Source organism: Nocardia sp. NPDC003963 (assembly GCF_053605105.1).
Genome location: NZ_JBSGIP010000034.1, coordinates 24,396 through 37,038 on the forward strand (window position 1 = coordinate 24,396; position 12,643 = coordinate 37,038).

Here is a 12,643-nt window from a genome sequence, read left to right on the forward strand (position 1 = left end):
CGGCGGGCCCGAGGATATCAATCAGCCACGCCGGTCGCCCGGTTGGTCGTTTCCCGATCGGGTTCGCCGGTAAACACGAACTTGTCGTATGCCCAATACCGGAACACCACGGCGACTATCTGACCGATCAGTGTTCCGGAAATATTGTCCGCCAGGGGGCTGGACAGTTCCAGGATGTACCTGGAGAACCCGAGGCAGCCCAATTGCAGTCCGATCGCGATCACATTGATCGCCGCGTAGCGCACGTACTCCCGGACCGGGCTGCCGGTCTGCTTGTGCGAGAACGTCCACCACTTGTTGCCGAAGTAGGTGACCACTGTGGCCACCCCGATCGCGATGATCTTGGCGGGCAACGGCGCCGAGTACATGACACCCTCGCCGCCCCAGGCCCCCAAGTTGAACACCAGGACGTTGTAGGTTCCCGCGTCGACCAGGAAGCCGACCACGCCGACGACCAGGAACGCCGCGCTCTGCCGCAGCCCGGTCCGCAGCCGCTCCGACAGCGAACGGGGGGCCGGCGCGTCGGCGGCGACAACGGCCGATGACTCACCAGATGACACGCGCCGACGTTACCGCAGTGACCCGAGTCGTCCGCTCCGGCACGGCATGATCGAGTCGGGCCCGGAGGCGGCAGCGCCGCGTAACCACGCAGGGCCCTCGCTCATGCCCGGTAGATGCAGCATGATCGAGTCGGGCCCGGAGGCGGCAGCGCCGCGTAACCACGCAGGGCCCTCGCTCGTGCCCGGTAAATGCAGCATGATCGAATCGGGCCCGGAGACGAAAGCGCAGCGTAATCACGTAGGGCCCTCGCTCATGCCAGATGAACACGGACCCGGTACTCTCCCCGTGTTCCCATATCCGTCGATTTCGAGGATTTGACCAGGTGGAATCCACCGATCTCCTAGTTGCCGCCGTGGTTCCGTGCCACAACGAAGAAGCGTCGGTCGCCAAAGTCGTCACCGACCTCAAAGCCGCGGTGCCCGGAATTGTCGTGTACGTGTACGACAATCTCAGCACCGACGCCACCGCCGAGAAGGCCCGGGCCGCCGGCGCGATCGTGCGCGCAGAGCGGGCCAAGGGCAAGGGCAATGTGGTGCGCCGCGCCTTCGCCGATATCGAAGCCGATATCTATCTGATGATCGACGGCGACGACACCTACGAGGCGTCCGCGGCGCCGGCGATGATCGAAACCCTGCTGTCCGGCCCCTACGACCACGTACTGGGTGTCCGGAAACAGGACGAGCACGGATCGGCCTACCGGGCCGGCCACGAAACCGGGAACAGAGTCCTCAACGGTGTGGTCGGCAAGGTCTTCGGTGAGAACGTCGAGGATATGCTCAGCGGATTCCGGGTGTTCTCCCGCCGTTTCGTGAAGAGCTTTCCCGCGGTATCACGCGAATTCGAGATCGAAACCGAACTCACCGTGCATTCGCTGCACCTGCGGGTACCGCAGACCGCGGTACCCGTCGGTTTCCGGGACCGCCCGGCCGGCAGTGAGAGCAAACTGCGTACCTACCACGACGGTTTCAAGATCCTGGCCCTCATCGTCGGGCTGGCCCGGCACGAGCGCCCGGTCGCCTTCTACGGTCTGCTGGGCACGGTCGGCTGGCTCATCTCGGTGGTGCTGACGGTCCCGATCGTGATCGAGTACTACGACACCCACACCGTCCCCCGCTTCCCCACTCTCTTCCTCGCCTGCACCCTGCTGCTGGTCGGTTTCCTGGCCTGGACGGCCGGACTGATCCTCGACGGTATCCGCCGTTCCCGGCACGAGGCGTCCCGGCTGATCTACCTGCGTTACGAGGCGCCCGGTACGGGCACGCGCTCGGCGGCGACCGGCACGGACCGGCCGAATCAGGTGGCCGGGGACATCCGTTGACCGCCGACACCGAGACCCGCCCTGCCGGACCCGAGCAGGCCGCGGGTCGTTCCGTGCTGGCCGGATCCCGCCGTACCGGGGAGGCCGTACTGCGCCGGGTGGGTCCGGCGACCGTCGCGTTCACACTGCTGGCCGGGATATTCGGCCTAGTCTTCGCGGTGATGACCCCGCCGTTCTGGGGTCACGACGAAATCACCCAGTTCGGTCGCGCCTATCAGGTGGCCCACGGCGGCCTGACCCCCACGCGCATCGATGACGACCGCGGCGTCTCCTACGGCGGTGCGGTACCGGCGTCCGTCGAGGCGCTCATGGGATACGCGCTGAACGACTACACCCACAACCCGGGCGAACCGTACCCCGATGTGGCTGATCCGGCCGCCTACCAGCGGCTCGGCGATGCGCCGGTGACCGACGAACGCAAGATCATCTGGTTCACCAACACCGCCGCCTATTCCGCGGTCCCCTATGTGCCCAACGCGATCGGTATCCGGTTCGCCGAGTTGATCGATGCCGATGCCGCCACCATGGTGCGCCTGACCCGGCTGGCCGGGCTGGCCGCCTACCTGCTGGTGGTCGGCTTCGCGCTGTGGGCACTGCGGAAGCACCGCCTCCAGTGGCTGGCCTTCACCGTCGCGGTCCTGCCCATCGCGGTGTTCCAGGCCGGCACGGTCACCGCCGACACCCTCACCAACGCACTCGCCGTCCTGGTCTCGGTCCTGCTCGTGAAGGGCCTGTTCCTCGGGGAGCGGCTGGGTCGCGTCGAAACGGGTGCGGTACTCGCCACCGCGATCCTGCTTCCGCTGTGCAAACCCACCTATGTGCTGCTGGCCATGCTGGTGGTGCTGATCCCCGCCGCAAACATGGGTCTCGACGGTTGGCGCCGCCGGCTCACCTGGGCCTGCGCCGCGATCGGGGCGATCGGGTTCGCGGTGTGGATGAAGATCGCCGCGCCCACCGGCGAGGGCACCAGCCTGATGCGCCCCCGGGAACAGTGGTACACCGTGAACACGGGCGAACAGCTGACCGGCATCATCACCGGCCCGTTCGGATTCCTGCGCACCTTCTGGGAGAGCATTCTGCGGCGCGACCAGGAATGGTTCACCGAATTCTTCGGCGAACTCGGTTTCGCCTACATCGAGGTCCCGGCCACCGCGGTCGTGGCCTGCCTACTGGCCTTCGCGGTGAGCGTGGGGATGGCAGAGCGGTTCGACCGGCCGGATTTCCGGCGCACGCTGGTGGTGGCGCTGACCATGGCGGCCAGTGTGGCGATGATCTACGTCACGCTCTACATGTCCTTCACCCCGGTCGGCTACTACATCATCGACGGAGTCCAGGGGCGCTATTTCGTTCCGCTGGCGATCGTCTCGTTCGCGGTACTGCTGCGCTGGATGCCCTTCCGGCTGCGCGGCCCCGGTGACCGTGCCCCCGGCCGTTATGCCGCGGTCACCATTGTTGTCGCGACGCTGATCTCGCTGATCGCCTCGGTGGCGAAGTACCACATGTACGTCTGGGCCTGACGGCTCGGCAGTCCTGTCCGCCGTGAGCCACCCGGCCCGCCCGCCGGACCGGGTGGCTCACGGGAGGGCCACGGTCCGCTCCCCAGCCTCGGCATAGGCACGCTCCGTGGCGGCCTTGACCGGCCGCCACCAGGATTCGTGCTCCCGGTACCAGGTGACGGTGGCCGCCAGTCCGGCCCGGAAATCCGCGTACCGGGGCTCCCAGCCGAGTTCTTCGCGCAGTGGGCCCGCGTCTATGGCGTAGCGCTGGTCGTGCCCGGCACGGTCGGTGACATGGTCGAAATCATCGGGTTCACGGCCGAATTCGGCGAGAAGCAGTTCCACCACCGTGCGGTTGTCCAGTTCGCCGTCGGCCCCGATCAGGTAGGTGCGGCCGATCCGGCCGCGGTCCAGCACATCCCAGACCGCGCGATTGTGGTCGGTCACGTGGATCCAGTCGCGGATCTGATGCCCGGCACCGTAGAGCCGCGGGCGTACGCCGTCGATCAGATTGGTGATCTGGCGTGGAATGAACTTCTCCACATGCTGGTAGGGCCCGTAGTTGTTGGAGCAGTTCGACAGCGTGGCACGGAGGCCGAAGGACCGCACCCAGGCCCGGACGAGCATATCGCTGGCGGCCTTGGTCGCCGAGTACGGACTCGACGGGTTGTAGGCGGTGCTCTCGGCGAACGGGGGGTCCTCGGGGGCGAGGTCTCCGTAGACCTCGTCGGTGGAGACGTGGTGGTAGCGCACATCGTGGCGCCGGACCGCCTGCAACAGCGAATAGGTCCCGACGATATTGGTCTGCACGAACGGCCAGGGTTCGGCCAGCGAGTTGTCGTTGTGCGATTCCGCGGCGAAGTGGACCACCGCGTCCACACCGCTGACCAGCTCGTCGACCAGGTCCAGATCGGCGATATCGCCGTGCACGAAATCGATCCGATCGGCCACCGGGTCGAGTGAGGCCCGGTTACCCGCATAGGTGAGCGCGTCCAGCACGGTCACCGTCGTATCCGGCCGTTCGGTGACGGTGTGCTGGACGAAATTGGCTCCGATGAACCCGGCTCCTCCGGTCACGAGTAGGCGCACCCGTCCACCCTACGTCCTGGTCATCGAGCCGGTCGGCGCTCGGTGGCCCTGCCGCCGCGGGTGGTCCGGAATCCGGATCCGCTCGGGTGCCGGAGTCCGGCGCGAACCACTCCGGAAACTGATCAGGAATACGAGATTTTACGAAATAGCAAGCGTAGGAGCATTTTTCGGGACCCCGATCGATCGAGACCCGCTCCCGTGCCGATAACCTTCGTGCCTGGATCCGGCCGACCAGCACCGATCGGCCGCGTCCGTTCGCATGACACGGATCTGTGCCCGCACTCCCATATGAGGTGAATACATGCTCGTCAGGAGTTTGACCACGATGTCGACGCTGCTCATCGCCGCGCTCGGTATCGCATCCGGCAGTGCCCACGCAGCACCCACATCCCAACCGGGGCCGGTCGGCTTCACCGCGCAGGTGGCGGACGGCCGGTCCGTCGTGACCATCGACTCCGGCTCCATGGTGGTCGAGGACGGGGCGTTCAAGATCGAATCCGCGGACGGTACCGTCCTGGCCGCCACCCCCCTGGTATTCCGGCTCGACGATTTCGAGTTCCCGATCGCGGCGGAGATCTCCGGTCGTACCGCCACGCTCACCCCGCAACTGGATCCGGACCGGGCACAGTACCGGCCCACCGCATTGCCCCACCAGGAAACGGCACCCTGGAAAACCCCGTACGACCGGGAAGTCGCCGCCTTCACCCGGCTCAAGGACACCATCGCCACCGGGGCGGCGGTCGGCACCGTGATCGGCAGTCTGGGCGGCGCCGCGCTCGGCTGCGTACTCGGCGGTGTCGCCGGCGCCACCGTGGCCGCGGCCACCATCGTCGGGCTCTTCGGACCGTTCGTCCCGGCCGCGGTGATCGGCTGCCTCGGCGGGATCGTCGCGATCGGCGCGCTGGGCACCGTAGCGGGCCAGCTCCTCGTCACCGCCCCGGTCATCGTGGGCGCCGTGATCCAGTACTTCACCACCATCAACGAACCGTTCCCGGCCAACTGACCGAAGCGGGCGCGACCGGCGTCGGGTGCGGCACAGGGCCGACCCGGCACCGGTCTCGGGCGACCGGACGAAGCGACCGTCCGATACGACCGGCGAGCGGAGATAGACCGGCAGCGCGATCGCCGGCCGGACAGCGCGATCGCGTCGGCCCCACATCCGGAAAGCATCCACGCGTCCCGGAATCGGCCGGCGGTAGCGGGCACCACGTCCGACCGGCCCGCCGGCTGTTCCGCGACCGATATCCGCGAAGTCGCCGGGGCGCGATACACCACCCGCAGCGACATCGGATGGTTCACAAGGTACGAAGCCCCGATCGCCGACGAATTCCTCCCCCGAAACGCCCATTCGACCCGGACCGCGAAATATTCGGGGGCGGGCGTGACGTTCGGTCCTGTCATGAAGATCGGCGTCAACACCTTCCTGACCGATGAGGGCATCGACGGGACCGTACTGGGCCCGGCACTGGAGGAACGCGGTTTCGAATCGCTTTTCCTCGCCGAGCATTCGCATATCCCCGCGAGCCGGCAGTCCGCCTACCCCGGCGGCGGCGATCTGCCCCGGGTCTATTTCCGTACCCTCGACCCGTTCGTCGCGCTGGGCTCGATCGCGGCGGTGACCGACCGGCTCGTCCTGGGTACCGGGGTGACGCTGCTGATCCAGCGGGATCCGATCCACACCGCGAAGGAGGTCGCGACACTCGACCGGATCTCCGGCGGCCGGGTGGTCTTCGGGGTGGGCGTCGGCTGGAACCGGGAGGAGATGGCCGATCACGGCACCGATCCGCGTACCCGCGGCGCTCTGCTCGACGAACAACTCGAGGCGATCGTCCGGATCTGGACCGAGGACCTCGCCGAGTACCACGGGAAATTCGTCGATTTCGATCCGATGTACGCCTGGCCGAAACCGCACCGGCAACCCCATCCGCCCATTTTCATCGGTGGTGGCGAGGCCGCGGCCGCGCGCGCGATCCGGCACGGGGTGGGCTGGATTCCCAACGGGGTGGCCGATGCCGCAGCGGTACCCGCGCAGCTGGCGGAATTCACCGCCACCGGTCTGCCCGTCACGGTCACCCCGGCGCCGGCGGATCCGGCGGTACTGGACGCCTACGCCGCGGCCGGGGTGGAGCGGGTGACGCTGAAGCTGGAAACACAGCCCGAGGCGGATACCCTGCGCGATCTGGACGAGTTCGCGAAACTGGCCGAACGGTACCGGGACTGAACGCTCAGACGGCGGGTAACCGGGTGGCGCCCCAGCTGCGATGTACGTAGCCGACCACCTGGTCCAACTCCTCCCGGTCGACCGCGGCCAGTTCACCGGGCTCGAGCGGATCGAAGTGGAAGATGTAGACGCGCGAAGCGAACTGCTCGAACGGCAGCGAGGCTTCGCCGAACCGTTCGCCGTGCCCGGCGGTGCCGACCACCACTCCGTCGCCCCAGTCCTGACCGCTGTCGTTGTTGGGGTTGTAGAAATAGACCCGCATCTGTTCCTGGGGGTCCAGTGCCACTCGCAGCACGGTGATCGCATGCCATCCCACGAAACGGGCGGCACTGTCGGTCACGGCCACACCGGCCGGCTGCGGGTGGATCAGCGGCTGATTGCCGTTGTAGAACGGGTGATAGCTGGCGTAGAAATGCCGCAGGAACTCGTCCAGATCGGTGAGGTTACCGGTGGCCACATCCACATTGATCCGAAAGCCGCGGCCCGACCACCACCCGTGGAATTCGGGATTGATCCAGCGGTGCGGATCGCCCTCCCGACCGATGCAACGCCTTCCCATCTCCGCGTATATACGGTCCAGATGCGGTACGACCAGCAGCGATACCGGGTCCAGATCCATCGGCAGTTCGGTGGCGACCCCGCCGATACTGTCCCGGGAGGAGATCGGCTCACCTTCGAAATGCATCACGACCTCGTCGTCGCGCACGGCCCAGGCCAGTGTCTGCAGCAGATAGTCGGGGTCGTTGTAGGACCACATCGACAGTGCCCGCGCGGACTGGCAGGTCGGATTGTCACCCTGGCCTATCCCCAGTGGCAACCCCAGAACCGACAACATGCCCGAGAGCAGCCAGGCCCGGGGGGCGGGTTCCGGTCCGAAGACCTGGGCCAGACGCTGCCGGGAATGGGCCGACAGCTGGAGCGCCAGTTGCCGCCACAGCGCCGGAGCGACCGGGGGCTGGTACAGGATCCCGCGTTCCAGCAGCAGAGCCAGCCCGTAGATGCACTGCGCCGTCTCGACGTGCACGGCCTCGTCGACGAGCCGCCGCACCAATTCGTGGTAGCAGAGCAGGCATTCACGACCGGTACTGGACAATCCGAGTGCCTCGCCCAGCAGATACTCGCCTTTGCCGAGCAGGAAGCGCAGCAGCACCGCGTGGTACGGCGAGACCAGCCCGGTATCGTGCATCGACCGCGCGAAACCGGCCGTCTCGTACTGCAGCGCGCTGTCGTCCATGGTCTCGAGCCGGGCGCGGTACACCTCGACGCCGGGGTCCTCGCGGCAGGCCTCGGTAGTGCCGTACAGACTGCTGATCAGCCGGTCCGCGCCGAGACCGCCGGCGCCCAGATCGATATCGGGATTATTGCGCGCGACGGCTATCTGGGTGATCATCCGTTTGACCGGATCGACCTGGATCGGGCGTTGGCGCAGGATGCGCCAGATCTCGTCGACCAGATTCTCGAGGACCTTCTCGTAACCCACCTCCTCCACCAGATGACGCAGTAGTTCCCGCGATACCTGGGCCATTCGTCCCTGCTGCGTCCGCTCGGCCTCCGACGGCGGGGTGAACAGCAGCGACAGATTGATCGCGAGAACCTGCGACAGATGGTGGTGGGCTTGCTCCGCCGAGACCAGCGGATGCACATAATCGCCCTTGGCGACCTCCAGCAACCGCAGATTGCTGACCGTTTCCAGGACGACGGTGTCCGGATTGGTACTGCGCAGCGAACCGCTGCTCATCGATGGAATGAGGATCTGCGGGCGCGCCCAGTCCGTTCCGAGGAACAGCCCGGCGGTATCCAGCCGCATCGCACGTGAACGCACTGCGGTGCATCCGCCGGGCAGCAGCAGTACCCGGCGCAGTGCGCCGAATACCCGCGACAACTTGACCTGCTTACCGAAATCACCGGCATCCGCAAGTGCCTGGATGGAGTCGTCCAATCTGGCCAGATACCTGTCCATGGACTCTCCATCGCTGCTGAGTGGACTCAACCGCCCAACCTCCCCGAAGGATCCGTTGCCGGCAACGGATCATATATAGAAATCGAGCTCTTCCTGCCTTTTCAAGAGATCCCGGAGAGCATACGGGTCCTCTCCGAAGAAGTACAGAAGGCCCCAATGGTTTCCGAACGCGGTACGTTTCATGACTTTCTCGGTCAGCGGAGCCGTGAGCTCGTGTGATTCGAAATAATCATGATCTTCGGTCTCATCCGGCACCGCCAGCCTACTGACCACCCGGCGGCGCGGGTAGACCCCGAAAGTGCCCGCATGACCCTTGGCATCCTCCACCTCCTTGGGGAAGAACGCCACGATCTCCTCTTCCGTGGTTTTCGGATCGAATGCGAGGACCAGCGCGTGGTAGGCATTGAATCCATAGGATCTCTCCAGCAACTCGAACACTTTGAATCCCGGCGGGCGGTAGGCGACCTCACCGAAATACATTTCGCCGTCGCTGGTGACGAAGTACTCGGGATGAACGAATCCGAATTCGATATCGAAGGTCTTTATCAGCCGCTCCACCTGGCGAGTGATCTCCGGCCGGTACTTCTCGAGTTCGGGTGTCGCCGGTACGAATACCGAATAGCCCAGCGTCACATATTCCGATATGTTCAGGAATCGGATCTTACCGTCGTGGATCCACGCCTCCACGGCGAATTCCCAACCGTCCAGATGGGACTCCATGAGTACCGGGAAGTCTTCATCGGGGATGGTCTCGATCTCGTCCGGCGTCCGGATCACCCGATGCCCCAGGCAGCCGGCCTTGTCGAACGCCTTGATGTGGATCGGATCGTTCGGGTCGCCGTCCAGTTTCATCAGCGTCTGGTTCACCCGTTTGAGGAATCGGATCACATCGTCGCGCTCGTGCGCTTCCTCGAAGATTCCGACCCTGATGCCGCCGAGTTGCGCTCGGCGTTTCATCAGAGCTTTGTCACGCAAAAGCATGGCCTGACCGAACAGCCGGGGATTGTCCATCAGGACGGAATTGATCGCCCCGGCCCATTCCACGGTTTCCTCGAAGATCGGGATCGCGACATCCACTCCCATATCGCGCAGTGTCTCCGCGATCTCCACCGAACGTTCGTTGAGCCTCTCGAAGTTCCAGAGAATATACGGGATGTTGTGTTCGTTACAATATGACTCGGCCCATTCCGGGGCGACCACCACGAAGCGTCGATCGAAACGATCGATCGCCTCGACCGCACCGAGACTCCAGCCCAGCAGAGCTATATATCCCTTGTTCGGGTTTCGATTTTTTGATTCCACAGCCGGAACCGACAAAGCCTCTCCCCTCTCAATCCCTTTTCACACCAAATCAGATCTCGAGGGCGCAATATCACGGCCGCGCGCATCAGGCCACGCGACACGGAATTCGGGCGGATACTCGACCGAATCCTCAACAAAAATATCGAGACGGATCTGTTTCGGATCCCTGTATCGCCCTCATTCTCCGGGAGTACCCAGGCAGCCGGGCACCAAACGGTGCCGAGGTCCGGCAGCGCGGGCCGGCTCATACGAGGCGGCCGCGGGTTCCGGCACCGCCGCCCGCCACACCGGCCCCGAACCCCGCCGCACGCAGCCGCGCGGCCGCGAGCTGGCACACTGACCGGATATGCGCGGAATCATACTGGCGGGCGGCACCGGGTCGCGTTTGCATCCGATCACGCGCGGGGTGAGCAAACAGCTGGTCCCGGTCTACGACAAACCGATGGTCTACTACCCACTGTCCACTCTCATGCTGGCCGGGATCCGGGACATCCTCGTGATCACCACGCCCGAGGACGCCGAATCGTTCACCCGGCTCCTCGGCGACGGCTCCCAGTTCGGCATCACGATCGACTACGTAGTACAGCCGGTTCCCGACGGCCTCGCCCGGGCGTTCGTGCTGGGTGCCGACCATATCGGCGGCGATTGCGCCGCACTGGTCCTGGGCGACAACATCTTCCACGGGCCCGGTCTCGGTACCAGCCTGCGCCGGTTCGCCCGGATCGACGGCGGCGCGATCTTCGCCTACCGGGTATCGGACCCCACCGCCTACGGCGTGGTCGAATTCGCCGACGGCAAGGCGATTTCCATCGAAGAGAAACCGAAGCAGCCGCGGTCCAACTACGCCGTCCCGGGACTGTACTTCTACGACAACGACGTGGTCGAGATCGCGCGCGGGCTCCAGCCCTCGGCCCGCGGCGAATACGAGATCAGCGATATCAACCGGGCCTATCTGGAAGCGGGCAGGCTCAGTGTCGACGTGCTGGCCCGCGGCACCGCGTGGCTGGATACCGGGACCTTCGATTCGCTGCTGGACGCCGCCAACTATGTCCGCACCATCGAGGAGCGGCAGGGCCTGAAGATCGGCGTACCGGAAGAGGTCGCGTGGCGGATGGGCTTCATCGACGACGAGCAACTGTGCCTGCTCGCCGACCCGCTCACCCGCTCCGGTTACGGTGAGTACCTGCTCGATCTGCTCGAGCACGGACGAAGTTGGTGAGTGGGTAGATGCGGATCAGTGAGATGTCGGTCCCCGGCGCCTGGGTTTTCACTCCGAAGATCCACGGTGACGATCGGGGCGCCTTCGCCGAGACCTTCCGGGCCTCGGAATTCGAGAAGGCCACCGGCCGGCCCTTCGATCTACTCCAGGTCAACACCTCGGTTTCCGCCGCCGGCGTACTGCGCGGCATCCACTACACCGACGATCCACCGGGGCAGGCCAAATACGTGACCTGTGGGCGCGGCGCGTTCCTCGACGTGGTGGTCGATCTGCGGGCCGATTCCCCCACCTTCGGCCGCTGGGACAGCGTGGTACTCGACGATATCGACCGCCGTTCGATCTTCCTCTCCGAAGGACTCGGGCACGCCGTGCTGTCGCTGCAGGACGATTCGGTCCTCACCTATCTGTGTTCCCTCGAGTACAGCCCCGAACACGATCACGATCTGGACGCCTTCGACCCGGATCTGGCGATCGAGTGGCCGGAGACGGGCCGCGACGGACAGCGGCTGACCTACCTGCGTTCCGCCAAGGACGCCGCGGCGCCACGACTGCGGAGCAAATGACCGTGCCGGCCGTGCGGCCGCAGCGTGATTCACATCGCAGCCGCCGAGTCATACGGCCGCGCAACCGCTGAGCGATTCGCCACAGCCGGCTCGATTATTTGCGGGGTCCGCGCCGAAACCGCCAGAACTGCACCGCCCGCACATCCTCGGACAATTGGTTCACCGGCTCGGCGACCTCGGACAGCACCTGGAACAGATCGTCGGCGAGATCGCTGATGTGCTCCACCCGGGTCGCGAGCCGCGAGGCATTCACCAGGAACTCCAGGAAGAGCCGGACCGCGGCGGCGATCGTCAGCGCGAACGGAATCGCCAGTAGTGCCGCCAGTACGCCGAGCAGCGCGGATACCCGCCACACCACGACGGTCACCACCACCGGAACGGCTACCGCGACCGCCAGCCCGAGCAGATAGACCAGCGGCAACAACGTCCGGGTCGCCGGGCGGCGGAACTGCACATCCAGCAGGCCGCGCACCGCGTCGGCCCCCCAGGAACGTGCCGCTGCGGCCGGGTTCTCCGGTTCCGGACGGGGTTCGGCCTCCTCGGCCGCGGCAGCGGCGGCGAAGCGTTGCGCGGCAACCGCGCGCCGGCTGAGTTTCCGCCGGATTCGCCGACCCGGCGAATCCGCAGTATCGTCCTGCTCCGGCGGTCTTACTCCGGCCCCGTCGTACGGTTCGGAGGAAACCGCCGGCTCAGGTGCTCCGGCCGCCGCCGGACCGGTTCTCGGGGATTCGTCCGCCGCCTCACTGGCCATAGCCGAATCCTGCCCGGATTCCGCGAGTGAAGCCAACCAGGATCCCGACGATCGTCCTGTACCAGTGGAAGTCGACTGCTGCCACAAATGAGAGGAAGCCGACAGTCGAAAAAAATCCCTGGAACGGCGTAACGCCCCGGGCACCCGGCACCGATACGACCCA

The 12,643-nt window shown here is 65.8% G+C and carries 11 protein-coding genes; 6 read left to right on the plus strand and 5 right to left on the minus strand.

Annotated elements, in window-relative coordinates; genetic code table 11:
* Window positions 1-17: 17 nt before the first annotated feature.
* Window positions 18-560 carry a GtrA family protein gene (locus ACWEWT_RS30390; RefSeq protein WP_452564125.1) on the minus strand — a complete coding sequence of 181 codons (543 nt, stop codon included), beginning with the start codon at window positions 558-560 and terminating at the stop codon, window positions 18-20.
* 323 nt (window positions 561-883) lie between these two features.
* On the opposite strand from ACWEWT_RS30390, the gene ACWEWT_RS30395 reads away from it, so the two are divergent.
* Entirely contained in the window at window positions 884-1,879 is a 996-nt protein-coding gene (locus tag ACWEWT_RS30395) for a glycosyltransferase (RefSeq protein ID WP_452564127.1), read from the plus strand.
* On the plus strand, window positions 1,876-3,396 hold the full coding sequence (locus ACWEWT_RS30400; RefSeq protein WP_452564129.1) for a DUF2142 domain-containing protein: 1,521 nt from the start codon (window positions 1,876-1,878) through the stop codon (window positions 3,394-3,396). The genes ACWEWT_RS30395 and ACWEWT_RS30400 overlap by 4 nt, the downstream gene beginning before the upstream one ends.
* Before the next feature lie 57 nt (window positions 3,397-3,453).
* Here ACWEWT_RS30400 and rfbB read toward each other — a convergent pair whose 3' ends face one another.
* A complete protein-coding gene (rfbB, locus tag ACWEWT_RS30405; RefSeq protein WP_452564130.1) occupies window positions 3,454-4,464 on the minus strand; it encodes a dTDP-glucose 4,6-dehydratase in 1,011 nt (336 codons plus the stop codon).
* Window positions 4,465-4,765: 301 nt separating this feature from the next.
* Here rfbB and ACWEWT_RS30410 point away from each other — a divergent pair, with 301 nt between their 5' ends.
* Both ACWEWT_RS30410 and ACWEWT_RS30415 read left to right on the plus strand, forming a co-directional pair.
* Window positions 4,766-5,467, plus strand: a complete 702-nt coding sequence (locus ACWEWT_RS30410) for a hypothetical protein (protein WP_452564131.1) — start codon at window positions 4,766-4,768, stop codon at window positions 5,465-5,467.
* Between the two features lie 396 nt (window positions 5,468-5,863).
* The gene (locus tag ACWEWT_RS30415; protein ID WP_452564132.1) at window positions 5,864-6,685 is read left to right on the plus strand and encodes a TIGR03619 family F420-dependent LLM class oxidoreductase; all 822 of its coding nucleotides are present in this window, start codon (window positions 5,864-5,866) and stop codon (window positions 6,683-6,685) included.
* A gap of 4 nt (window positions 6,686-6,689) precedes the next feature.
* Here the strand turns inward: ACWEWT_RS30415 and ACWEWT_RS30420 are convergent, their stop codons facing one another.
* Together ACWEWT_RS30420 and ACWEWT_RS30425 are read right to left on the minus strand one after the other, a co-directional pair.
* Entirely contained in the window at window positions 6,690-8,645 is a 1,956-nt protein-coding gene (locus ACWEWT_RS30420) for a hypothetical protein (RefSeq protein WP_452564134.1), read from the minus strand.
* Between the two features lie 69 nt (window positions 8,646-8,714).
* Window positions 8,715-9,755 carry an ATP-grasp domain-containing protein gene (locus tag ACWEWT_RS30425; protein WP_452564170.1) on the minus strand — a complete coding sequence of 347 codons (1,041 nt, stop codon included), beginning with the start codon at window positions 9,753-9,755 and terminating at the stop codon, window positions 8,715-8,717.
* Window positions 9,756-10,293: 538 nt separating this feature from the next.
* Between ACWEWT_RS30425 and rfbA the strand changes: the two genes are divergently transcribed.
* Window positions 10,294-11,166, plus strand: a complete 873-nt coding sequence (gene rfbA / locus ACWEWT_RS30430; RefSeq protein ID WP_452564136.1) for a glucose-1-phosphate thymidylyltransferase RfbA — start codon at window positions 10,294-10,296, stop codon at window positions 11,164-11,166.
* 8 nt (window positions 11,167-11,174) lie between these two features.
* A complete protein-coding gene (locus ACWEWT_RS30435) occupies window positions 11,175-11,729 on the plus strand; it encodes a dTDP-4-dehydrorhamnose 3,5-epimerase family protein (RefSeq protein ID WP_452564138.1) in 555 nt (184 codons plus the stop codon).
* 94 nt (window positions 11,730-11,823) lie between these two features.
* Here the strand turns inward: ACWEWT_RS30435 and ACWEWT_RS30440 are convergent, their stop codons facing one another.
* Entirely contained in the window at window positions 11,824-12,480 is a 657-nt protein-coding gene (locus tag ACWEWT_RS30440) for a DUF4282 domain-containing protein (RefSeq protein WP_452564139.1), read from the minus strand.
* Window positions 12,481-12,643 lie beyond the last annotated feature (163 nt).

What these genes read in the sequence shown, in the direction of transcription:
- ACWEWT_RS30410 (WP_452564131.1), top strand. Translation starts at nt 4,766, where the DNA reads ATGCTCGTCAGGAGTTTGACCACGATGTCGACGCTGCTCATCGCCGCG.
- ACWEWT_RS30415 (WP_452564132.1), top strand. Translation starts at nt 5,864, where the DNA reads ATGAAGATCGGCGTCAACACCTTCCTGACCGATGAGGGCATCGACGGG.
- ACWEWT_RS30420 (WP_452564134.1), bottom strand. Translation starts at nt 8,645, where the DNA reads ATGGACAGGTATCTGGCCAGATTGGACGACTCCATCCAGGCACTTGCG.
- rfbA (WP_452564136.1), top strand. Translation starts at nt 10,294, where the DNA reads ATGCGCGGAATCATACTGGCGGGCGGCACCGGGTCGCGTTTGCATCCG.
- ACWEWT_RS30435 (WP_452564138.1), top strand. Translation starts at nt 11,175, where the DNA reads ATGCGGATCAGTGAGATGTCGGTCCCCGGCGCCTGGGTTTTCACTCCG.
- ACWEWT_RS30440 (WP_452564139.1), bottom strand. Translation starts at nt 12,480, where the DNA reads ATGGCCAGTGAGGCGGCGGACGAATCCCCGAGAACCGGTCCGGCGGCG.